Source organism: Micromonospora sp. CNZ322 (genome assembly GCF_007827755.1).
Window position 1 is genome coordinate 15,869 of the sequence record NZ_VITD01000023.1, and the last position, 20,926, is coordinate 36,794.

21 protein-coding genes are annotated in these 20,926 nt (G+C 71.9%); 9 read left to right on the top strand and 12 right to left on the bottom strand.

The genetic code is table 11. The features are described 5' to 3' along the window. The first annotated feature begins 167 nt into the window (after positions 1 to 167). Positions 168 to 1,505, top strand: a complete 1,338-nt coding sequence (locus FB453_RS32470) for a C39 family peptidase (protein WP_145796388.1) — start codon at positions 168 to 170, stop codon at positions 1,503 to 1,505. Between the two features lie 111 nt (positions 1,506 to 1,616). Here the strand turns inward: FB453_RS32470 and FB453_RS32475 are convergent, their stop codons facing one another. The 3 genes from FB453_RS32475 to mqnE all read right to left on the bottom strand — a co-directional run bounded on the left by FB453_RS32475 (position 1,617) and on the right by mqnE (position 3,620). Further along, positions 1,617 to 1,916, bottom strand: a complete 300-nt coding sequence (locus FB453_RS32475; protein WP_112586474.1) for a DUF4229 domain-containing protein — start codon at positions 1,914 to 1,916, stop codon at positions 1,617 to 1,619. Between the two features lie 73 nt (positions 1,917 to 1,989). Next, positions 1,990 to 2,427, bottom strand: a complete 438-nt coding sequence (locus tag FB453_RS32480) for a hypothetical protein (protein WP_112606269.1) — start codon at positions 2,425 to 2,427, stop codon at positions 1,990 to 1,992. A 23-nt stretch (positions 2,428 to 2,450) separates the two neighbouring features. Then, complete coding sequence (gene mqnE, locus FB453_RS32485) at positions 2,451 to 3,620, bottom strand: aminofutalosine synthase MqnE (RefSeq protein WP_091395685.1); 1,170 nt, start codon at positions 3,618 to 3,620, stop codon at positions 2,451 to 2,453. 239 nt (positions 3,621 to 3,859) lie between these two features. Here mqnE and FB453_RS32490 point away from each other — a divergent pair, with 239 nt between their 5' ends. The 4 genes from FB453_RS32490 (at position 3,860) to FB453_RS32505 (ending at position 10,002) form a co-directional block, all read left to right on the top strand. Next, positions 3,860 to 5,407 carry a C40 family peptidase gene (locus tag FB453_RS32490; RefSeq protein ID WP_145796391.1) on the top strand — a complete coding sequence of 516 codons (1,548 nt, stop codon included), beginning with the start codon at positions 3,860 to 3,862 and terminating at the stop codon, positions 5,405 to 5,407. 114 nt (positions 5,408 to 5,521) lie between these two features. Further along, entirely contained in the window at positions 5,522 to 7,033 is a 1,512-nt protein-coding gene (locus tag FB453_RS35245; protein WP_145796393.1) for a hypothetical protein, read from the top strand. 197 nt (positions 7,034 to 7,230) lie between these two features. Then, positions 7,231 to 9,279 (top strand): DEAD/DEAH box helicase, encoded by a 2,049-nt coding sequence (locus FB453_RS32500; RefSeq protein WP_486480569.1) that lies wholly within the window; start codon positions 7,231 to 7,233, stop codon positions 9,277 to 9,279. 93 nt (positions 9,280 to 9,372) lie between these two features. After that, a complete protein-coding gene (locus FB453_RS32505; protein ID WP_486480570.1) occupies positions 9,373 to 10,002 on the top strand; it encodes a putative glycolipid-binding domain-containing protein in 630 nt (209 codons plus the stop codon). 64 nt (positions 10,003 to 10,066) lie between these two features. Here FB453_RS32505 and cds1 read toward each other — a convergent pair whose 3' ends face one another. Genes cds1 through FB453_RS32520 form a run of 3 tightly spaced genes read right to left on the bottom strand, consistent with a single transcriptional unit; the run spans position 10,067 to position 12,530 of the window. Next, positions 10,067 to 11,158 (bottom strand): L-cysteine desulfhydrase Cds1, encoded by a 1,092-nt coding sequence (gene cds1, locus FB453_RS32510; protein WP_145796395.1) that lies wholly within the window; start codon positions 11,156 to 11,158, stop codon positions 10,067 to 10,069. A gap of 32 nt (positions 11,159 to 11,190) precedes the next feature. Further along, entirely contained in the window at positions 11,191 to 12,021 is an 831-nt protein-coding gene (locus FB453_RS32515) for an SDR family NAD(P)-dependent oxidoreductase (protein ID WP_145796397.1), read from the bottom strand. 50 nt (positions 12,022 to 12,071) lie between these two features. Further along, entirely contained in the window at positions 12,072 to 12,530 is a 459-nt protein-coding gene (locus tag FB453_RS32520) for an Lrp/AsnC family transcriptional regulator (protein WP_091395696.1), read from the bottom strand. 270 nt (positions 12,531 to 12,800) lie between these two features. Between FB453_RS32520 and FB453_RS32525 the strand changes: the two genes are divergently transcribed. Continuing rightward, a complete protein-coding gene (locus FB453_RS32525) occupies positions 12,801 to 13,067 on the top strand; it encodes a BldC family transcriptional regulator (RefSeq protein ID WP_007454516.1) in 267 nt (88 codons plus the stop codon). A gap of 143 nt (positions 13,068 to 13,210) precedes the next feature. Here the strand turns inward: FB453_RS32525 and FB453_RS32530 are convergent, their stop codons facing one another. After that, positions 13,211 to 13,840, bottom strand: a complete 630-nt coding sequence (locus tag FB453_RS32530; RefSeq protein WP_091395700.1) for a UbiX family flavin prenyltransferase — start codon at positions 13,838 to 13,840, stop codon at positions 13,211 to 13,213. Positions 13,841 to 13,992: 152 nt separating this feature from the next. On the opposite strand from FB453_RS32530, the gene FB453_RS32535 reads away from it, so the two are divergent. After that, positions 13,993 to 14,979: a terpene synthase family protein gene (locus FB453_RS32535; RefSeq protein ID WP_112698813.1), complete on the top strand. Its 987-nt coding sequence runs from the start codon at positions 13,993 to 13,995 to the stop codon at positions 14,977 to 14,979. 21 nt (positions 14,980 to 15,000) lie between these two features. On the opposite strand, the gene mqnP is transcribed toward FB453_RS32535, so the two are convergent. Both mqnP and FB453_RS32545 read right to left on the bottom strand, forming a co-directional pair. Further along, positions 15,001 to 15,912 carry a menaquinone biosynthesis prenyltransferase MqnP gene (gene mqnP, locus FB453_RS32540; RefSeq protein WP_112620893.1) on the bottom strand — a complete coding sequence of 304 codons (912 nt, stop codon included), beginning with the start codon at positions 15,910 to 15,912 and terminating at the stop codon, positions 15,001 to 15,003. Beyond that, the gene (locus FB453_RS32545) at positions 15,912 to 17,372 is read right to left on the bottom strand and encodes a menaquinone biosynthesis decarboxylase (RefSeq protein WP_145796399.1); all 1,461 of its coding nucleotides are present in this window, start codon (positions 17,370 to 17,372) and stop codon (positions 15,912 to 15,914) included. Before FB453_RS32545 ends, mqnP begins: the two co-directional genes overlap by 1 nt. A gap of 331 nt (positions 17,373 to 17,703) precedes the next feature. Between FB453_RS32545 and FB453_RS32550 the strand changes: the two genes are divergently transcribed. Then, positions 17,704 to 18,579 (top strand): alpha/beta fold hydrolase, encoded by an 876-nt coding sequence (locus FB453_RS32550; protein ID WP_112586381.1) that lies wholly within the window; start codon positions 17,704 to 17,706, stop codon positions 18,577 to 18,579. Positions 18,580 to 18,603: 24 nt separating this feature from the next. On the opposite strand, the gene FB453_RS32555 is transcribed toward FB453_RS32550, so the two are convergent. Beyond that, positions 18,604 to 19,161, bottom strand: a complete 558-nt coding sequence (locus FB453_RS32555) for a carboxymuconolactone decarboxylase family protein (protein WP_145796402.1) — start codon at positions 19,159 to 19,161, stop codon at positions 18,604 to 18,606. Between the two features lie 82 nt (positions 19,162 to 19,243). On the opposite strand from FB453_RS32555, the gene FB453_RS32560 reads away from it, so the two are divergent. Further along, positions 19,244 to 19,720, top strand: a complete 477-nt coding sequence (locus FB453_RS32560) for a MarR family winged helix-turn-helix transcriptional regulator (RefSeq protein WP_145796404.1) — start codon at positions 19,244 to 19,246, stop codon at positions 19,718 to 19,720. Positions 19,721 to 19,852: 132 nt separating this feature from the next. Here the strand turns inward: FB453_RS32560 and FB453_RS32565 are convergent, their stop codons facing one another. After that, entirely contained in the window at positions 19,853 to 20,035 is a 183-nt protein-coding gene (locus FB453_RS32565; RefSeq protein ID WP_145796468.1) for a DUF397 domain-containing protein, read from the bottom strand. Further along, complete coding sequence (locus FB453_RS32570) at positions 20,032 to 20,838, bottom strand: Scr1 family TA system antitoxin-like transcriptional regulator (RefSeq protein WP_145796407.1); 807 nt, start codon at positions 20,836 to 20,838, stop codon at positions 20,032 to 20,034. The genes FB453_RS32565 and FB453_RS32570 overlap by 4 nt, the downstream gene beginning before the upstream one ends. Positions 20,839 to 20,926 lie beyond the last annotated feature (88 nt).

The following is a 20,926-nucleotide window of genomic DNA, read 5'->3' on the forward strand; positions in this document are numbered from 1 at the left end:
CACTTCACCATCTGTCACATGGTCATATCAATATTGATCGCTGCGTTGGCCATCCCAGGCGGATCATCATGGCGGCAATGATTTTCCACCTATCAACATCTGGCGAAACTTCCCTCCAAGCGGAAAACTGACCAGCGACGATGCCCCCTCGACACCGCGGAGCACCCATGGCCAGATCCCGCCTGCGCGCGGCCGCCCTCGCCGGCGTCACCACGCTCACCCTGCTCACCAGCGCCGCGCCCGCGCTGGCGGCCCACCCGCCCGGCCCCGCTCACGACGAGCAGATCACCTACCAGGACTGGTCCGGGCCCGCCGACTGGCACCGCGGCAGCCGGGCCGGAACCCGCGTCGTGCCCGGCGCCCGAGCGGGCGTCACCCTGGCCCGCCCGGCCGGCACCATCGAGTACGCGGACCCGCACACCGGCGCCACCCGCACCTGGGAGTACGGCACCTGGACCTCACCGGTGACCCCTGTCGGGTTCGACGCCACCGAGCTGATCGCCTCCTGGAACGCGGAGACCCCCGCCGGCACCTGGATCCAGGTCGAGATGCAGGGCAGCTACACCAGCGGCGACCAGACCCCGTGGTACGTCCTGGGCCGCTGGGCGTCCGGCGACACCGACATCTTGCGGACCAGCGTCAACCGGCAGGGCGACCCCTTCTCGACGATCTGGACCGACACCTTCAGCATCGACGACGCCGCCGCCGGGGTGCTGCTGCGGTCGTACCAGCTCAAGCTGACCCTCTACCGCGCACCCGGGCAGAGCGCCGCCCCGGTGGTCCGGATGTTGGGCGCGATGAGCTCCACGGTGCCGGACCGGTTCACAGTGCCGCCGAGCGCCGGGCACATCGCCTGGGGCCGGGAACTGCCGGTGCCGCGCTACTCGCAGAACGTGCACTCCGGGCACTACCCGGAGTACGACGGCGGCGGCGAGGCGTGGTGCTCACCCACCTCGACGGAGATGGTGGTCGAGTACTGGGGGCGCAAGCCGTCGGCGGCCGACACCTCCTGGGTGGACCCGACCTACCCCGACCCGACGGTCAACCACGCCGCGCGGATGACCTACGACTACGCGTACGACGGCGCTGGCAACTGGCCGTTCAACACCGCGTACGCGGCAAGTTTCCCGGGGCTGGAGGGCCGGGTGACCCGGCTGCACTCGCTGGACGAGCTGGAGCGCTTCATCGCCGCCGGCATCCCCGTCGTGACCAGCCAGTCCTTCCTCGCCAGTGAGCTGGACGGGGCGAACTACGGCACCTCCGGGCACCTGTTCGTGGTGGTCGGCTTCACCGCCGACGGCGACGTGATCGTGAACGACCCGGCCTCGTCCAGCAACGACGTGGTGCGCAACGTCTACAAGCGTGCGCAGTTCGAGCAGATCTGGCTGCGTACCAAGCGCACCAACGCCAGCGGCGGCGTCTCCGGTGGCTCCGGCGGCATCGCGTACCTGATCAAGCCCATCTCAAAGCCCTGGCCCAAAATCCCCGGCTCCACCAACTGGTAACCCCGAACCCCACCCAACCCGCCCACCGCCCCGCCCACCGCCGCGCGACCAAGCGGGTTGATCAAGAGGTTTGCGTCACCGGAAGCCGCCCTGGTGACGCAAACTTCTTGATCAACGCTGGGAGTCGGGGGTCTGGGGGTCGGGGTTCGGGTTTGGGGTGGGGGTTTGGTCTTCGCCGGCCAGGGCGGAGCGGAGGCGCTCCTTCTCGGTGCGGCGGCGCTCGGCTGCTTCGGCGATCTCCCCGGCCATCTCGTCCCGCCAACCGCGCAGCAGGAAGAAGGAGAGCGCGGCGGAGAACACCAACGCCAGCATCAGCTTCAGGAACACGTTCATGTCGACCAGCCAGAGGCCAGCCAGCACGGCGACGAACAGCCCGATCCGGCCCAGCGTGTACTTGAGCGCGGCGCTCACCTGCACCACTCCGTTCTCTCCGTCGCCCGCCACTGCCGGCGGAAGGGTCGAGCCGCCCGACGGGCGGTCGTGGTCAGCCGGTCCGGCGGGCCAGCCAGCGGACACCCGGGAACCAGAGGGCCGCGTACGCCACTGTGAACGCCCCCGCCGCCAACGCGCCGGAGAGCAGCGGCGGCAACCCCGCGCCCAGACCGGCGATCAGCAGCCCCGCGAACACCCCGACGGCGGCGGCGACCACCGCCGCCACCACCCGGGCCGCGCCGAACTCCCAGGCCCGGAAGTCGTCCCAGAACAGCCAGGCCGGCAGGATCACCGCCAGCCAACCGTTTGTGTGCCCGAAGTCGCCGGCGCCGATCGAGGCGAACGCCCAGTCGAACAGCACCAACGCGAGCACGCCGATGACCAGGCCGGCCAGGCACACCCCGAGCAGATCGCCCAGGGTACGGATGCGGCCCTCGGCGTCCCGGCGGGGAAACCCGCTCTGCTGCTCAGGTCCTTGTTGCTCGGTCATCGACTGCGAGGGTACGTGCCGGCTCAGGCCCAGACCTGCTGCGGCTCGGCGCGCCGCTCGGCAAGCGACGGGGCCTTGTCGTACTCCCGGACCACGTTGTAGCGGGTGTCCCGCTCGACGGGCTGGAAGCCGGCGTCCCAGATCAGGTGCAGCAGGTCGTCCCGGTGCATGGTGTTCGGGGTGCCGTACGAGTCGGCGTCGTGGGTGATCTTGTATTCGACGACGGAGCCGTCCAGGTCGTCCACGCCGAAGTTCAGCGAGAGCTGAGCCACCGACAGCCCGTGCATCACCCAGAAGTTCTTCAGGTGCGGCACGTTGTCGAAGAGCAGCCGCGAGACGGCGAACGTCTTCAGCGACTCGGCCGGCGAGGCCATCGTGGTGCGCGCCTGGATCCGGTTACGGATCTTGCCGTCCGCCGAGTCGACGAAGTCGTGCTGGTAGCGCAGCGGGATGAAGACCGCGAAGCCACCGGTCTCGTCCTGCAACTCGCGCAGCCGCAGCACGTGGTCGACGCGGTGCCGGGGCTCCTCGATGTGGCCGTACAGCATCGTCGCCGGGGTCTTCATGCCCTTGCTGTGGGCCAGGGCGTGGATGCGCGACCAGTCTTCCCAGTGGCAGGCGTGGTCGACGATGTGCTGCCGGACCTCCCAGTCGAAGATCTCCGCGCCACCACCGGTCAGCGACTCCAGGCCGGCGTCCATCAGCTCGTCGAGGATCTCGTCGGCGCTCAGGCCGCTGATCTTCTCGAACCACTGCACCTCGGTCGCGGTGAAGCACTTGAGCTTGACGTTCGGCAGCGCCGCCTTCAGCTCGCGCAGCACCTTCGGGTAGTAACGCCAGGGCAGCGTGGGGTGCAGGCCGTTGACGATGTGCAGCTCGGTGAGCTGCTCGTCCTCCATCTCCTTGGCCTTGCGGACCGCCTCGTCGATGCGCATCGTGTACGCGTCCTTCTCGCCCGGCTTGCGCTGGAACGAGCAGTACGCACAGGACGCCGAACAGACGTTGGTCAGGTTGAGGTGACGGTTGACGTTGAACATCACCCGCTCGCCGTTCAACTCGGTGCGCTTGTGGTGCGCCAGCCGCCCCAGCCAGGTCAGATCGTCGCTCTCGTAGAGGGCGACCCCGTCCTCCCGGGTCAGCCGCTCACCGGCGTACACCTTCGCTTCGAGCTCACGCTTGAGTCCGGCGTCCATGGCACGTCCCTTCCACCTGCGGTCCGGATCGAGCGTACGTCGCGGTGCCGACGGGCCCGGCGGCACGGTCGCCGGCAGCGACCCACTTCACCAGACTCTCAGCCTCCCGTAACCCGCCAACGCATCGACAAGGGTGGCGAGGTGCGGTAGTAACAAGGTGGGGCGGAACACACACACTGGTACCGTCCCGACGGTCGCGCCCACCGAGCGCGACGAGAGGCAGTCGGACGGGGAGCGGCATGGTCTACAGCGGGCGCGGGCGACGGCAGCGACGACGGAGTCCGGTGATCTCACCGGTCCTGCGTCCGAAGCTCTGGGCCGCCCTGCTCGGCGCGATCGCCGCAGCCGTACTGGCCACCCCCGCGTACGCGGAGCCCGGCGTGCCGACCACAGTGCCGGACACCGGTTCGCGCCCGGCGGTCACCGGCTCGCTTCAGCTGCCCGGCGGCGCGCCGGTCGCTGGCGTGCCCGCCCCGCCGGTGGTCAACATCGGCAACGGCCCACTGGCCACCGCGATCTCCGCCGGTGAGACCCAGGTCGGCGCGCTCGGCGAGGCGTTGCTGGTGAGCCGGCAGAAACGCGTCGACGCGCAGGCGCAGGTCGACGCTGCCGGCAAGGCGCTGGCGACCGCGCAGGACGCGCTGCTCCGGGCCCAGCAGACGGCCGACACCGCCGCCGCCGAGGCCGTCAAGGCCGCCGCGGCGCTGCCGCCGGGCGACTTCGCCCAGGACATCCGTGGGCTCAGCCGCCTCCAGGCCATCACCCGTGGCGAGAAGGTCGACGGCGGCACCACCGGCGTGGCCGGGGAACTGTCCCGGGCCCGCACCGGCGAGCAGGCCGCGTACCAAAAGCACACCCAGGCCAAGGAGCTGCTCGCCGCCGCCGAGGCGGAGTTCACCGCCGGTGAGACGGCGCTCCGCACCGCCGAGGCGAGCCTGCTCAAGCTGCGCCGGGACAACGCCGCCGCGCTGATCGAGATCGAACGTCAGCAGGAAGCCGCCGAGCAGCAGATCGGCGCCGGTTACGTCTCCAACCAGAGCATCAGCGGCATGGCCGCGCACCCCCGGGCGCTGGCCGCGGTCCGGTACGCGCTCGCCCAGCTCGGCGACCCGTACAAGTGGTCCGAGGAGGGGCCGAACGAGTTCGACTGCTCCGGCCTGATGTGGGCTGCGTACCGGTCCCCCGGCGCCGACTACTTCGACCTGCCCCGGGTCTCCCGCGACCAGTACGCCGCCACCCGGGGCCGCACCGTCCCGCAGAGCGCGCTGCTCCCCGGCGACCTGCTCTTCTTCGCCTCGGGCAGCAGCTGGACGACGATCCACCACGTCGGCATGTACATCGGCAGCGGCAAGATGGTGCAGGCGCCCACCACGGGCGACGTCGTCAAGATCTCGGTCGTCCGCTGGTCCCGGCTGTACGCCGCCACCCGGGTGATCGGCGCGGTGCCGGCACCGGTCGTGACCAATCCGACCCCGCCCGTCTCGACCCCGAAGCCGACGCCCACCCCGTCGCCCACGAAGACCACCAAGCCGACGCCGACCCCGTCGCCCACGAAGACCACCAAGCCGACGCCCACGCCGACGCCGACGCTGACGACCACCCCGACGCCCACCCCGACCGGCAGCACCACGCCGAAGCCGTCGAACACCCCGAGCAACACTCCGACGACAGTGCCCTCGGCACCGAGCAACGCGCCGACCAGCGCGTCTCCGACTACCACGCCGAAGGCCAGCACGAGCGCGACGGGCAGTGGCAGCGCGACGAGCAGCCCCACCGCCACGGGCTGATCCGCCACGACCGGCTCCGGCTGTCCGCTCGGGAAGATCTGTGGCACCGTGACAACCAGGCACATCCGACTCGACGTCACGGGTCCGGGTGCGAGCATGGCGCGGAGGGCGGAAATGGCCGAGCAGAGAGATCCGGCGGAGACTGTCGACCCTGTGGTCGACCAGGCCGGCCCGCCAGGGCCGGACACCGCCGACCCGGTGGCCGCCAACGACGCCAGCCCGGCCGCCACCAGCTCGACAGGCAGCGACACCAGCTCGGCGGATGTCGGATCCGATGACAGCGACGCCGCCCCGGCTGTCAGCGGCCCGGTCGGCAGTGCCACGGTCGGCAGTGCCACGGTCGGCAGTGGCACGGCGGCGGTCGTCGCGGACGCCTCGACCGAGGCCGATGACGACGCGTCCGCCGACGGCGACGAGCGCCAGAGCCCGGCGGCCGCACCGGTACGCGCACGTGCCAGCGTCGTGACCGCCGGTGCTCTCCGCAGTGACCTGCCGGCCAGCGCTCCGGTCACCGCGACCACCTACCGTGTGACCGGCTCGGCCAGCCCAGCCGACGTGTCGTTGCCGGGCCAGCGAAGCGACTCCTCCGCGCCAGCCCGGGCCAGCGCCACGGTTCCGAGCAGCAGCCGGGGCACCGCCAGCGCCCTGGGCACCCCGGACCGTCGCGAGAGCGCACCCGCGGTGTATCGAGCCGCGCCGGTGGGTGCCGAGCCGGCCCCGCCCTCGACGCCGTCGACTCCGGAGCCCGACCCCACGCCACCCGGCCCCGGGCCGACCGAGCCGTCGCCACCGGAACCGGAGCCCGCGCCGGCCCCGGGTCCGTACCCGCCCGGTCCGGTGCCGACGCCGGGTCCTCGACCCACGCCGCCGCCCGATCCGGTGCCGCCCGTTCCCGGCCCGCCCACCCCACCGCCCTCGCCGGTGCCGCCCATGCCCGGCCCGCCGACGCCACCCGTCCCGAGCCCGCCGCTGCCGCCACCCGGTCCGCCGGTGCCGGCACCACCGGCCCCGCCCGGCCCGATGCCGGCACCGCCGTTTCCGCCGCCGCCGGCGATGACCGACACGCCCGGCGTACGGGCCAGCGCTCCGGTCTCCGCACCACCGGCCGGGTGGCCGTCCCCCGGTGGGGCGACCCGCCCGACGTCCGGTGCCGGATGGGCCGGGGCAGCCGCCTCCGCGCCGCCGGTGGTGCCCGCACCAGCGCTGCCGAGCTGGCCACCGTCCACCGCCGGGGCCGCTTCGTCGACCGGCAACAGCGGAAACTCCCGGGTGACCGCGTCACCGAGCGGCCCACCGGCTGGTTCCGCCGGACGGGACGCTGCCGGCGCCCGTGGTGGGCGGCACGACAGTCGCACCGACCTGGCCGGCACCGTCTACGGCAACGGCGAGGGCGCCGGCTTCACCACTGTCGCGATACCCGCCAACGCGGTGGAGACCTCCGGCTCGCTGACCGGGCACATCCTGGCCCAGGGCTGGTCCGACACGCCGGCCGAGCAGTCCAGGAACACCCGGGTGATGATCGTGCTGGCCGCCGCTCTGGGGCTGCTGGTGGCGATCAGTGTCATGGTCGTTCTGCTGGCTGGTGACGCCCTGGACGGTTTGGTGGGCAGCGTGCTCAACGGGTGAGCCAGCGAGCGCCAGCGATGGTGAGTCCGCCCACTACGGTCGGTCAACCGGCTGGCGGCTTCGCCAGACCGCCGTACACTGGCTGAGATCACTGACCCGGCGCGCGTGGTGTGCGCCCCTGGGCGATCTTGCGGGCGATCCGGCGGTACAGCCGCGGCAGGCCATCGCGAAGATGCGCCCCGCTCGAAAGGTTTTTGTTGACCACCTCTGCTGACCCCAGCACCGTTACGTCCGTTTTCAACTCAGTCCCGGCGGCCGACGCCGCCCGGGAGCAGCTCGACGTTGCCCCGAGCGAGGCCGGCACCGCGCCGGTGGCGACCGCGCAGGCCGAGCCGACCGAGACCACCGAACCGATGAGCTTCGCCGCCCTGGGCCTGCCCGAGCCGCTGGTCCGCGCGCTGGCGCAGCAGGGCATCACCAGCCCGTTCGAGATCCAGCGGGCCACCGTTCCGGACGCGCTCGCCGGCCGCGACGTGCTGGGCCGCGGGCAGACCGGTTCGGGCAAGACACTCGCCTTCGGGCTGCCGATGATCGCCCGGCTGGCCAACCGCAACCGGGCCCGGCCGATGCGTCCGCGCGCCCTGGTCCTGGTGCCCACCCGCGAGCTGGCCATGCAGGTCAACGACGCCCTGGTGCCGCTGGGCAAGTCCGTCGGCATCTTCCTCAAGACCGCCGTCGGCGGCGTTCCGTACGACCGTCAGATCGACGCGCTGCGCCGCGGCGTGGAGATCATCGTGGCCACCCCGGGCCGGCTCGGCGACCTCATCGAGCGGGGCATCTGCCAGCTCGACGACGTCGAGGTCACGGTGCTCGACGAGGCCGACCAGATGGCCGACATGGGCTTCCTGCCCGAGGTGACCGACCTGCTGGCGAAGACGCCCGCGAACGGTCAGCGGCTGCTCTTCTCGGCCACCCTGGACGGTGACGTCGACGCGTTGGTCAAGCGGTTCATGACCGACCCGGTCACCCACTCCACGGCGCCGTCCACCGCCTCGGTGTCCACCATGGACCACCACATGCTGTTGATCCCGCCGCACGAGAAGTTCCCGGTGGCGGCCTCGATCGCCGCCCGGGATGGCCGGACCATGGTCTTCGCCCGTACCCAGCTCGGGGTGGACCGGCTGGTCGAGCAGCTCGCGGCCGTCGGCGTACGCGCCGGTGGGCTGCACGGCGGCAAGACCCAGCGGATGCGCACCAAGACGCTCGCCGAGTTCCGTGAGGGCCGGATGAACGTGCTGGTCGCCACGGACGTGGCGGCGCGAGGCATCCACGTCGACGGGGTCACCCTGGTGCTGCACGTCGACCCGCCGAAGGACCCCAAGGACTACCTGCACCGCGCGGGGCGTACCGCCCGGGCCGGTGAGTCGGGCGCGGTCGCCACGCTGGTGCTGCCCAAGCAGCGCCGTACCACCCTGGCGATGATGGAGAAGGCCGGCGTCGCGCCGGCCGAGACCCGGGTCCGGGTCGGGGACGCGGCGTTGGCCGAGCTGGTCGGCGCCCGCGAGCCCAGTGGCGTCCCGGTCCGCGTCGAGGCCGAGCCCCGGGGCTACGGCGACCGCTCCGGCGGCCCGCGCCGGTTCGGTGACCGCACGGGAGGCGAGCGCCGCTACGGCGACCGTCCGCAGGGCGACCGGCGCTTCGGCGACCGGCCCACCGGCGACCGCCGCTTCGGCGACCGCCCGCAGGGCGACCGGCGCTACGGCGACCGGCCCACCGGCGAGCGCCGCTTCGGCGACCGGCCGCAGGGCGACCGGAGCTACAGCGACCGCCCGCAGGGCGAGCGCCGCTACGGCGACCGGCCCACCGGCGACCGCCGCTTCGGCGACCGGCCGCAGGGCGACCGGAGCTACAGCGACCGCCCGCAGGGTGAGCGGCGCTTCGGCGACCGGCAGCACAGCGACCGCCCGCAGGGCGACCGGAGCTACGGCGACCGCCCGCAGGGCGACCGGAGCTACGGCGACCGCCCGCAGGGCGACCGGAGCTACGGCGACCGCCCGCAGGGCGAGCGTCGTTACGCCGATCGGGACACCCGGGGGTACGGCGACCGGCCGCAGTTCGGTGACCGGGACGGTCGGGGCGACCGACCGACCGGCGAGCGGCGCTTCGGCGACCGGGAGGCTCGGGGTGGGTTCCGCCCGGAGAGCCGGGTCCGGGACGACCGGCCCCGCGACGACCGGCCCCGCGAGGACCGCCCGCGTGACGATCGGCGCGGTTTCGGCGGGCGACCGGCAGCGCGTACCCACTGATTGATCCACCGAACGCCGTCGTGAAGCCCAGGCTTCGCGGCGGCGTTCGCGCATGCGCTGCCGATACGGAGCAGGTCGCGTAACGTCCGGCTCATGCCGACCATGCCGAAGTCAATCTTCTGGTCCCGGACTGACACCGCCGGCAGCGAGCAGGTCCTGCTCGACGACGGCCACGGGTTGGCGGCCCGGGGCACTCTGCTCGCCGTGGACCCGATCCCGTGGACCGCCCGCTACCAACTGACCACCACGCCGGACTGGGCCACCACCCGGGTCGAGGTCGAGGCCGAGGGTCTCGGCTGGCTGCGCCGGGTGACCCTGGAGCGGGCCGCCGGCCGCTGGCGGGTGACCACCGCCGAGCAGGGCAACCTGGACGCGGCCCTGGTCGCGGCCGGTCATCGCCGGGCCGGTCTGCCGGGTACGGACGACCCGGACCGGCTGGCCGATGCGCTCGACGTCGACCTGAGCGGTTCGCCGCTGTTCAACACCCTGCCGGTGCACCGGCTTCGGATGGCGGCCGAGCCGGCCGATGTGGCACACCGGATCACCGTTGCCTGGGTGCTGCTGCCCGGCTTGGAGGTGGTGCCGGCCGAGCAGATCTACACCGGGCTCGGGCCGGGTCGGGTGCGCTTCGCCAGCGGCACCTTCACGGCCGACATCGATCTGGACGACAGCGGCTACGTGGTGCGTTACCCGGGGCTGGCCGAACGGATCGACCCGCGCTGATCAGCACACCGGCGGGTCAGGGCCGGTCGATCGGCCTCAGACGGACCCGGACCCGCTGACCGGTTCAGGAGGGCCAGGCTCCGCTGGCCAGGAAGCGGTCGATGGTGGCCAGGTGCGGGGTGAGGTCGAGGCCCTGTGCGGCCACCCAGTCGTCGGCGTAGTACGTGTCGGCGTACCGGTCGCCCGGGTCGCAGATCAGGGTGACCACCGAGCCGGTCCGACGCTCGGCGAGCATCTCGGCGATCAGGCCGAACGCGCCCCACAGGTTGGTGCCGGTGGACCCGCCCACCCGGCGGCCGAGCAGCGCCGATCCGGCGCGCATGGCGGCCAGGGACGCCGCGTCCGGCACCTGGACCATCCGGTCCACCACCGAGGGCAGGAACGACGCCTCCACGGTGGGCCGGCCGATCCCCTCGATGCGGGAGCCCTTCCCGGTGCGTACCGACCAGTCGGCGGCCAGCCAGGCAGGGTAGAACGCCGAGTTCTCCGGGTCGACGACGCAGAGTTTGGTGGCGAGCCGGCGGTACCGGGCGTAGCGGCCGATGGTCGCGCTGGTGCCCCCGGTGCCGGCGCCCACCACGACCCAGGCGGGGATCGGGTGCCGCTCCAACTCCAACTGCGCGTAGATCGACTCGGCGATGTTGTTGTTACCCCGCCAGTCGGTCGCCCGCTCGGCGTAGGTGAACTGGTCCATGAAGTGCCCGCCGGAGTCCTCAGCGAGCCAGCGGGCCTCGACCACCACGCTCGCCGGGTCGTCCACCAGGTGGCACCGGCCGCCCTGGAACTCGATCTGCGTGATCTTCTCGGGCGAGGTGGAGGCGGGCATCACGGCGATGAACGGCAGGCCCAGCATCCGGGCGAAGTACGCCTCGGAGACCGCCGTGGAACCCGACGACGCCTCGACGATAGTGGTGCGGGGTCCGATCCAGCCGTTACAGAGCCCGTAGAGGAACAGTGAGCGGGCCAGCCGGTGCTTCAGCGAGCCGGTGGGGTGTGACGACTCGTCCTTCAGGTAGAGGTCGATCCCCCATTCCCGGGGCAGCGGGAACGGCAGCAGGTGGGTGTCGGCGGACCGGTTCGCGTCTGCCTCGACGGCGGCGATCGCCTCGGTCACCCAGGTTCGGCTGGATTCGTCGCACCGGTCGAGATGAGTCACGCTCGGAAACCTAGCAAGCGGGCCAGCTGTGGTCAGCGCCGGTCCGGCGGCGTTGACCTGCGGCGTTGGCGGCGCTGACCGGCGCGGCCGGCGGCTCGGACGAGCGGGGTGAGTGCGACGGCCAACCTGGGCAGGGCGTCCAACAGGCGCACCTGCGCTCCCCGCCAGCGGGGCAGGCTGACCACTGGACGTGGCCGGCGGGCCAGCCGGACCGCCCGGGCCGCCACCTGCTGCGCGGTCAGCATCGATCCGGTGAACGAGGCCACCGCCCCCGGGTCGTCCAGCCGGTCGTGCAGCATCGGGGTCCAGATGCCGTCCGGGCAGAGACAGGAGACGTGCACCCGCCGGTACCCGGCCATCCGCAGGTCGGACAGGGTGCCGAGGCTGAACGCCAGCAGGGCGTGCTTGCTGGCCGCGTACACCGTCTCGCCCGGCGCGGCGACCAGCCCGGCCAACGAGACGACGTTGAGCACGTGGCCGTGGCCCTGCCCGCGCATCACGGTCAGCGCGGCGAGGGTGCCGTTCATGGCACCGTGGGTGTTCACGTCGAGCACCCGACGGCGGGTCGCGGCGTCGTGCTCCCACGACGCCCCGGTGACCAGGATGCCGGCGTTGTTGACCCAGAGGGCGAGGTCGCCCCGGCCTGCGGCGGTCGCCGCGATGGCGGCGCAGGCGTCCTCGTCCCGGACGTCCAGGGCGGCCGACCAGCCGCCGAGCGGCGCCGCTGCGCTCTGCACCGCCACCGGGTCGAGGTCGGTGAGCAGCACCGACCAACCGTCGGTGTGCAGCGCGGTGGCGATGGCGCGGCCCAGGCCGCCGGCAGCGCCGGTCACCACGGCCACGGGACGCGCCGGCTGGATCATCGGCGCACGCTACCGCCGGCCGCCGGTGCGACACCAGGGGTACGCGGCGGTCAGGCCGCGGGCGGGCCGACCGGCTGGGGTCGGTTCTCCCACTTGGTGGAGAGCGCGATGGCGGTACGGGTGGAGGCCACCCCCGGAGTCCGGTTCAACCGCACGATCAGCTGCTCCAGCTCGGCGATCGTGCCGACCCGCGCCTTGAGCAGGAACGACTCCACGCCGGCCATGAAGTAGCACGACTCGATCTCGGGCAGCACCCGCAGCGACTCGAGCATGTCGTCGCTGTCGGCACCGGAGTCCTCGACGATGCCGATCAACGCGGTGACACCCAACCCGATCGACTCCGGGGCCACGTCCGCGCGGTAGCCCCGGACCACGCCGCTGCTCTCCAGCTTGCCGACCCGCTCGTGCACGGCCGGGGCCGAGAGGCCCACCTGTCGGGCCAACTCGGCGTACGAGAGGCGGGCGTTGCCGCGCAGCAGGTCGACGAGGCTCAGGTCGATGGCATCCACAGAGAGTGACCTTAACCGTTCACACGTAACGTGCGGCCTTCGGCACCCGTTGGACTGAGCGGTGAGTCACTGTTCATAAACCGCCGGTCAGGGCAGAGGTAGCACCAGTAACATTACTAACTCCCCACTCAGTGCATTTTTCGCGTTTGGGCGGACAGGCCATGTCCCTGGTGCTGTAATTGCCATACGTCCCTCATGACGGCTCTGGGCTACGCACCAGCCGGGGGCAGTGTGTTCAGCCGGGGGCTTCGTCGACGCGAGGAGGGGGCTGTGGACACTGGAGATCGCCTGCTGACACCGGGTGAGGTCGCCGCGCTGTTTCGGGTAGACCCGAAAACTGTGACGAGATGGGCGGCGGCCGGCCGGATAGGAAGCATCCGGACTCCAGGCGGGCATCGCCGGTTTCGGGAATCCGAGGTGCGAGCCCTGCTTGAGGGGGAGGGCATGCTGGACGAGGTGGATGAGGTCGGTAAACCGCGCAACGTGGGGCCGGCGGCATCCACGGGGCCGGGTCCGGCCAACGCCGGCATGTACTGAACTGGTGCGGACAACGCCACGCGGACCGGACACCAGTCCGGTCCGCGTCCCGCTTCGGCCAACAGCCGGGCGGCAGCACCGCTCGTTCTGAGCAGCACAACGGTGCCCAGCGCGAGCGGACGACTCAGCACGAGCGGGACGGCTCAGCTTCGGGCTGCGCCAAGCTGGCCGGACCATCGCCGGAACAGGGTGTGCGGGACGCCGAGCGCGTCCAGCACCTTGCCGGCCACGAAGTCGACCAGCTGCTGCGCGCTGGCCGCCGCGCCGGCACCGTAGAAGCCGGGGCTGGCCGGCAGCACCACCGCGCCCGCGTCGTGCAGGGCGATGAGGTGCTCCAGGTGGCTGCGGGTCACCGGTGTCTCCCGGGGGACCAGCACCACGGGACGGCGTTCCTTGAGGTTTACCTCGGCGGCACGCTGCAACAGGTCCTTGGAGAGCCCGATCGCGATGCCCGCGCAGGCGGCCGTGCTGGCCGGGACCACCGCCATCCCGCGTACCCGGTAGGAGCCGCTGCTCGGCCCTGCGGCCAGGTCGCCGGCCGGCCAGTGCCGCACATCCGCCGTGGTCAGGTCCCGGTCCAGCCAGGCGGCGAGGTCCTCGGCCCAGTGCCCGTCACGGAAGGGTCGGCCGGTCTCGTCGAGCACTGTGAGTCGTGCCGCCCGGGACACGATCAGGTCCACCGGCTCGCCCGCGTCGAGCAGTCCGCCGATCACAGCCGCCGCGTACGGCGTACCGGAGGCACCGGAGACCCCGACCACCCATGGTTCCCGCATGCCCCCAGCCTGCCTGGTCCGGCTGGTCCGCTGGTGGGCACCCCCGGGGTTGGTCCAGTCCGACATGTCGGACGGGGTACCTGCGCATCCCACCGACCTGACATGCTGCCGCTGGCGATTCGCACCGGAACCATCTCGAGGAGGAGGCATCGGTGACGACCGGCGAGATCCTCCGCGCGCTGCGTGGCGAATGCCCGATCCCGCCCCGGCTTCCACCACCACACGCCGATCGTGTGCAGGACTGGCTGCTCGGTCTGCTGCCCGAGCTGGGCCTTCCACTGGACGACGCCGCGCTGCACCGGCTGTCCCGGGGCGCCTTCGCCCGGTACGCCGCGCGGCTCTACCCGGCGGCGACCGAAGCCGACCTGCGGGCGCTGGCTGCACTGTTCACCTGGTTCTTCCTGGTGGACGACGCCTGCGACGGGCCGAGTCGGTTGACGCCGGAGCAGATCCGGGCGCTGCGCAACGGCACAGTGGCACTGCTGCACGACGGCACCCGGCTGCGGCAGACCGGGCTGACCGGCCCGCTGCGGCGACTGCTGGTGCTGGCCTGGCGGGAGCCGCGCCGCCGGATGCCGGCCCGGTGGCGGCACCGTTTCGCCGACGCGGTGGCCCGACACCTCGACGGCACCTGGCAGGAGGCCGTCAACAAGGAGGCCGGCCGCCGTCCCGGCGTGGACGAGTACGTCGAGCTGCGTCGGTCGACCTCGGCGGCGGAGGTGTCGTACCCGCTTGTGGAGTTCGTCAGCGGCCGGCCACTGCCCGACCCGGTCTACCACCACCCGCTGCTGCGTCAGATCGCCCGCACCGGCAACGACCTGCTCTCCTGGTACAACGACCTGGCCTCCCTGGAACGGGACCGGGTGACCGCCGGCGGGCACAACCTGGTCCTCGCCATCGAGGCCGAACTGGGCGTGCCGGAGGCGGAGGCGGTCGAACGGGCGGCCGAGCACTGGCGGGAGGCGATGCGGCGCTTCGTCGCGTTGCGCGCCGCGGTGCCGTCGTTCGGCCCGGCGTTGGACGAGGCGGTCGCCGACCATCTCGACGGGATCGCGAACGCCGTGCGCGGGACCATCGACTGGACCTTCGAGAGTGCCCGCTACCCGGTCAGCACCACCCCGCCAGCCTCAGGGCCGTAGGCCGAGCCGGACCACCCAGCCTCAGGGCCGTAGGCCGAGCCGGACCACCAGGTCGAGCAGTGCGAAGAGGAACAGCGCGATGCCGACGAACCCGTTTGCGGTGAAGAACGCCCGGTTGACTTTGCTGAGGTCGGTCGGGGTGACCACCAGGTGCTGGTAGGCGAACGCCACAGCGGTCAGCGCCAGCCCGATCCACCAGAGCCAACCGAGACCGATCAGCGCACCGAACCAGATGAACAGGGCGAAGGTCACCACGTGCGCGACGGTGGAGGCGTGCAGCGCGAAGCGCCGACCGTACCGGGCGGGCACGCTGTGCACGCCGATCTCCCTGTCGATCTCGGAGTCCTGGCAGGCGTAGATCAGGTCGAAGCCGCCGATCCACAGCCCCACGGCCGCGCCGAGCAGCCAGGCCGGTCCGGAGCCGTCCAGGGTGCCGGTGACCGCCAGCCAGGCGCCGACCGGGCCGACCGCCTGGGCGATCCCGAGGATGGCGTGCGGCCAGTTGGTGAACCGCTTGGCGTAGGGGTAGACGACCAACGGCACCACGGCGAGCGGCGCGAGCACCAGGCAGAGCGGGTTGAGCAGGGCGGCAGCGACGAGGAAGACCACAAGCGCGACGGCCGCGCCGGTCCAGGCCGTCCGCACGCTCACCGCTCCGGTGACCAGTTCCCGACCGGCGGTACGCGGGTTCCGCGCGTCGATCTTGCGGTCGAGGATCCGATTGGCGGCCATCGCGAACGTCCGCGCCCCGACCATCGCAACAGTGATCAGCAGCAGGTCGAGCCACCGTACCCGCCCGCCGGAGCCCTGCATCGCGGCCAGCGCGGAGAGGAACGCGAACGGCAGCGCGAACACGGAGTGCTCGACGGCGACGAGCTTCAGGAAGGACTTGGTCCGGCCCGGCTTCGCCGTCGGTGCGTCGATGACGGCCATCAGATCCCGTACTCCTTCCAGCGCTTGTCGACCAGGGCCGTGACTTCCGGGCTCATGCTCATTTCCTCCGGCCAACCGCGGGTGTAACCCTCGGTGGGCAGCTTGCGGGTCGCGTCGACTCCAGCCTTACCGCCCCAGAACTGCTGGTACGACGAGTGGTCGAGGTGGTCCACCGGACCCTCGGTGAGGAGCAGGTCGCGGGCGTAGTCGACGTTGCCGAAGGCCCGGAAGGCGACCTCGTTGTAGTCGTGCACGTCGCAGTCCCCGTCGACGATCACGATCAGCTTGGTCAGTGACATCAGGTGCGCGCCCCAGATCGCGTTCATCACCTTCTGCGCGTGCTTCGGGTAGCGCTTGCGGATCGAGACGATCGCGCAGTTGTGGAAGACGCCGGCGGCCGGCAGGTCGTAGTCGACGATGTCCGGGATCATCAGCTTGAGCAGCGGCTGGAAGATCCGCTCGGTGGCCTTGCCGAGGCCGTGGTCCTCCTGCGGCGGCTTCGAGGTGACGATCGAGTGGTAGACCGGCTTGCGCTGCATGGTCATCGCCTCGATGTGCAGCACGGGGAACGGCTCGACCGGCGTGTAGAAGCCGGTGTGGTCGCCGAACGGCCCCTCGGGCAGCCGCTCACCCGGCTCCAGGTAGCCCTCCAGCACGATCTGCGCGTTCGCCGGCACCTGCAACGGCACTGTGAGGCAGTCGACCATCTCCACCCGCTCGCCGCGCAGGAACCCGGCGAACAGGTACTCGTCGATGTCGCTGGGCAGCGGCGCGCTGGCCGCGTACGAGACGACCGGGTCGCAGCCGATCGCGACCGCTACCGGCAGGCGCTGCCCGAGCCGCTCGGCGACCGCGTGGTGCGCCGTCGAGTCCTTGTGGATCTGCCAGTGCATGCCCAGGGTGTTGCGGCCGTGCTGCTGGAGTCGGTACAGGCCGAGGTTGCGCTTGCCGGTCTCCGGGTGCTTGGTGTGGGTCAGCCCGTAGTTGTGGAAGATCCCGCCGTCGTCGGGCCAGACCTGCAACCCCGGCAGCCGGTTGAGGTCGACGTCCTCACCCCGGTAGACGACCTCCTGGCAGGGGGCGGTCTTCACCTTGCGCGGCGGCAGCGACTTGAGCTGCATGACCTTGCCGAGGCCCTCCCGGATGCCCGACCAGCCGACCGGCAGCTCCGGCTTGATCATCGCGCCGATCCGGGCACCGACCTCGTCCAGCGAGTCGACGCCGAGGGCCATCGCCATCCGCTTCTCGGTGCCGAACAGGTTGATCGCCACCGGCATCTCGCCCCGGGTCGGACGCTCGAAGAGCAGCGCCGGGCCGCCGGCCCGCACCGTGCGGGTGACCACCTCGCTGATCTCCAGGGTCGGATCGACCGGGACGTCGATCCGGCGCAACTCCCCCGCGCGCTCCAGCGCCGCGATGAAGTCCTTGAGATCGGTGTACGGGAAGCCACGAGCCGCCATGTCGCCCAGTCTCCCGCACCGGCTCCCGCACGGCCCAAGCCGGGTGCTGTGACGCTCGCGATCGCCCCCTGTCCGCGACGGCCGCCCGGGGCGGCGGACGGCGGACGGCGGGCGGCGGGCAGCGGACGGCGGGCAGCGGGCAGCGGACGGCGGACGGCGCGTCTAGATCGACTCGGCTTTCAGGAAACCGCGGTGTCCCAGGCCGCCGAACACCGCGACTTCAAGGAAGGCGAGTGGATCACCGCTCATGGGCCGCACCTCGGGGCATGGCGGGCGCTTGAGCGGGTAGCCGGGCGGGCGGCAGAGGGCGGGGCGGCGGGCGGAGGCGGCGATGGGCGCGGAACGGGTTCCAGCGGGGTTCACCGAGCAACGGGCTCGGGTCGGCCAGATCAGCATGAACTACGTCCGTGGGGGTGCCGGCCCGCCACTGGTGCTGCTGCACGGGTATCCGCAGTGTTGGTACATGTGGCGGCACCTGCTGCCCGAGTTGGGGCGCTCCTTCGACGTGGTCGCACCCGACCTGCGCGGCTTCGGGGGCAGTGACGCCCCGGACGGCGGGTACGACAAGAAGACGGTCGCCGCCGACCTGCACGGACTACTCGATCAGCTTGGCCTGGTCGGTGACCTCCGGCTGGTCGGGCACGACCTGGGGACCATGGTGGCGTACGCGTACGCCGCCGCCCATCCGCAGCGGGTGAGTCGGCTGGTGCTCAGCGAGGCGCCGATCCCCGACGAGAGCATCTACACGTTCCCCGCGCTCACCTCGGCCGGGCCCGGGGTGTGGAACTTCGGCTACTTCTCCCTCGGCAACGGGCTGCCGGAGGCGCTGGTCAACGGACGGGAGTCGCTCTGGGTGGACAAGTTCACCGACGCGCTGATGGTGCGCAAGGGCAGCATCGCCGCGCCCGACGTCGAGGAGTTCGCCAGCCATCTGCGCGACCCAGCGCATCTGCGGGCCAGCTTCGCCTACTTCCGGGCGTTCGAGCAGGACATCGCGGACAACGCGGCGTACCGGGGCACGAAATTGACGATGCCGGTGCTGGCTGTCGGGGCGGCGGCCAGCCTCGGCGGGCAGGTCGCCGAGCAGGTTCGCCGGTACGCCGACACGGTCCGCGGCGAGGTGATCGAGGACTGCGGGCACTGGCTGTACGAGGAGCGCCCCGACGAGATGCTCGCCCTGCTGCGGGACTTCCTCGGGGCGTCCTGAACAGCGGCTGTCCGGCGCCCCCGGTCAGGCGGCGGCGGGCGTCCAGGCGTGGGCGGCCAGCGGCGGGTCGAGCGGTGCCCGGGTGAGCCGGTTGGCGAAGGTGGACATGGTGTACGCGCCGACCCCGAGCACCACGTCCAGCGCGTGCCGGGGCTGGTAGCCGGCGGCCAGGAAGTCGTCCAGCTCGTCGTCCGGCACTGCGCCCCGGTGGTCGAGCACGGCCAGCGTGAACCGGCGCAGCGCCTCCAGACGCGGGTCGGGCAGCACCGAGCCGGCACGCAGGGCGGTGATCAGCTCGGGGGTCGCGCCGAGTCGGGTGAGCGTGCCGGTGTGCAGGGCAACGCAGACGTGGCACTCGTTGGTCGTGGCGACGGCGAGGACGACCACCTCCCGCTCCAACGGCGTGAGATCGGTCTGCTCGAAGCCCGCGTTGGCGGTGAGAAAGCCGGTGAGCAACTGCGGTGAGTCGGCCATCAGGGCCACCGGGGTGGGCAGCCAGCCGAACCGGCCGCTTACGCCGTCGATTGCTCGTCGGGCGGCGGCGGGCGCGGTCTCGGCGGTGTGGGTGGTGAAGACGGGCATGGCTGCCTACTTTCCAGAGCTTGGATCGGGGGACGTAAGATGGTCAACGTGGTTGACGAAATAGTAAACGTGGTTGTCGAACATGGCAACCGCTGATCCCGCGCGCCCAGGCTTCGCGCTACCGCTGCTGCTCCTGGCCGGCTTCCGGACGCTGATCGACGACCTGCACGCCGAGCTGGCCCGGGAGGGGCATCCGGAGCTGCGACCGCTGCACGGGTTCGTGCTCCAGGCCGTTGGGGCGGACGGCACCACCGCCACGGAGCTGGGCCAACGGCTGGGCATCTCCAAACAGGCCGCCGGCAAGACCGTCGACCGGTTGGTGGCCGTCGGCTACCTGGAGCGGGTCGACGACCCCTCCGACGCCCGACGCCGGCTGGTCCGGGTGACCCCGCGCGGCGCCGGCGGGCTACGCCGCTCAGCTGAGATCTTCGACCGGCTGCGTGCACAGTGGGCGGACACGCTCGGCCCGGAACGGGTCACCGCCATGGAAGACGACCTCGGCACAATGGCCTCGGCCAACTGGTTCCGACTCGACGTGCCCGGCTGGTTCGGCGGCTGACCCCAGTTGCTGCGCAGGCATGAGCCGGTGGCGAGTCGTGGACCGGATCGACGTCATTTCGCCGAGGTGGCGGTTGCCGGGCGACCCGTGCCGGATGCGGTGCAGCCTGCGGTTGCCCGGTTCAGCGCGCGGTCAGCGGGTGCGGGCCAGCTCGACGAAGGCCCGCCACGCGGCCGGGCTGAAGGTCAGCAGGCCGCCGTCGCGGTCCTTGGAATCGCGGACGTGCACCCGGTCGGGCAGGTTGTCGGCGACCTCGACGCACGCGCCGGCATCGTTGCCGCTCCGGGTGGACTTGTGCCAGCGGGCTCCGGTCAGATCCATGGCTTCACGATCTCCTCGAGCAGGTCGATCGACTGCTGCCGGGGCAGCGCGTCACTGCGCAGACTCTCCCACCTTCCGAGCAGGGTCGCCACCTCGAAGATGTCGTCCACTGCGGTGCCACCGGTCTGGTTGTCGAGGAAGCCGAGCCAACTGCCGTCGGCGGTGCGGCCGAGGATGAACGGCCCGAAGAGGCCGGCGTGCAGGCCCACGCCCTGCGGCAGCACGTGCACCCTGATGTGCGGGCGACGGGCGCACGCCACCAGGTGCCGGAGCTGCTCGGCCAGCACCCCGGCGCAGCCCTCCGCGAAGCGCTGCAGCGCTGCCTCGTCGATCACGGCGGTGAGCTGCGGCGGGTGCTCCCGGTCGAGGATCGTCTGCCGCTCCAGCCGGGCCGCCACCAACTCCTCCACCCGGTCGGCGGTCAGCCCGAGGTCGAGCCGGAACACCGCACGGGCGTAGTCGGCGGTCTGCAGCAGCCCGGGAACCATCGTCGCGCCGAAGCAGCGCAGCTGGGTGGCGACCCGTTCGACCTCCAGCCAGGGGCGGAACCAGACCGGCTCGCCGTCGCGCCGACCCAGGTCGCGAAGCGAGGTCAGCAGGCCGCCAGTGTCGAGCACCTCGTCGGCCCGGGTCAGGTACGCCTCGTTGGGCGCCGTGTGCCCCAGCTCGACGGCCGACACCATGGACGGCGAGTAGTGCGCGCGTTTGCCGTACTCCTCCTGGGTCAGCCCGGCCGCGAGCCGGGACCGCCGGAGCTGCTCCCGGATCAGCGCCGCCGTGGACACCACTGTGGTCACTGCGCCCCACCTTCCGTTGCGATTGCTGGGTCATCCGACCCATCTGCCGCACGGTAGCGAGCGCCTGACACTGTGTCATGCCGTGACG

Coding starts and splice junctions, on each gene's coding strand:
- FB453_RS32470 (WP_145796388.1), top strand. CDS start 168: ATGGCCAGATCCCGCCTGCGCGCGGCCGCCCTCGCCGGCGTCACCACG.
- FB453_RS32480 (WP_112606269.1), bottom strand. CDS start 2,427: ATGACCGAGCAACAAGGACCTGAGCAGCAGAGCGGGTTTCCCCGCCGG.
- mqnE (WP_091395685.1), bottom strand. CDS start 3,620: ATGGACGCCGGACTCAAGCGTGAGCTCGAAGCGAAGGTGTACGCCGGT.
- FB453_RS32490 (WP_145796391.1), top strand. CDS start 3,860: ATGGTCTACAGCGGGCGCGGGCGACGGCAGCGACGACGGAGTCCGGTG.
- FB453_RS35245 (WP_145796393.1), top strand. CDS start 5,522: ATGGCCGAGCAGAGAGATCCGGCGGAGACTGTCGACCCTGTGGTCGAC.
- FB453_RS32505 (WP_486480570.1), top strand. CDS start 9,373: ATGCCGACCATGCCGAAGTCAATCTTCTGGTCCCGGACTGACACCGCC.
- FB453_RS32515 (WP_145796397.1), bottom strand. CDS start 12,021: ATGATCCAGCCGGCGCGTCCCGTGGCCGTGGTGACCGGCGCTGCCGGC.
- FB453_RS32530 (WP_091395700.1), bottom strand. CDS start 13,840: ATGCGGGAACCATGGGTGGTCGGGGTCTCCGGTGCCTCCGGTACGCCG.
- mqnP (WP_112620893.1), bottom strand. CDS start 15,912: ATGGCCGTCATCGACGCACCGACGGCGAAGCCGGGCCGGACCAAGTCC.
- FB453_RS32545 (WP_145796399.1), bottom strand. CDS start 17,372: ATGGCGGCTCGTGGCTTCCCGTACACCGATCTCAAGGACTTCATCGCG.
- FB453_RS32550 (WP_112586381.1), top strand. CDS start 17,704: ATGGGCGCGGAACGGGTTCCAGCGGGGTTCACCGAGCAACGGGCTCGG.
- FB453_RS32555 (WP_145796402.1), bottom strand. CDS start 19,161: ATGCCCGTCTTCACCACCCACACCGCCGAGACCGCGCCCGCCGCCGCC.
- FB453_RS32560 (WP_145796404.1), top strand. CDS start 19,244: ATGGCAACCGCTGATCCCGCGCGCCCAGGCTTCGCGCTACCGCTGCTG.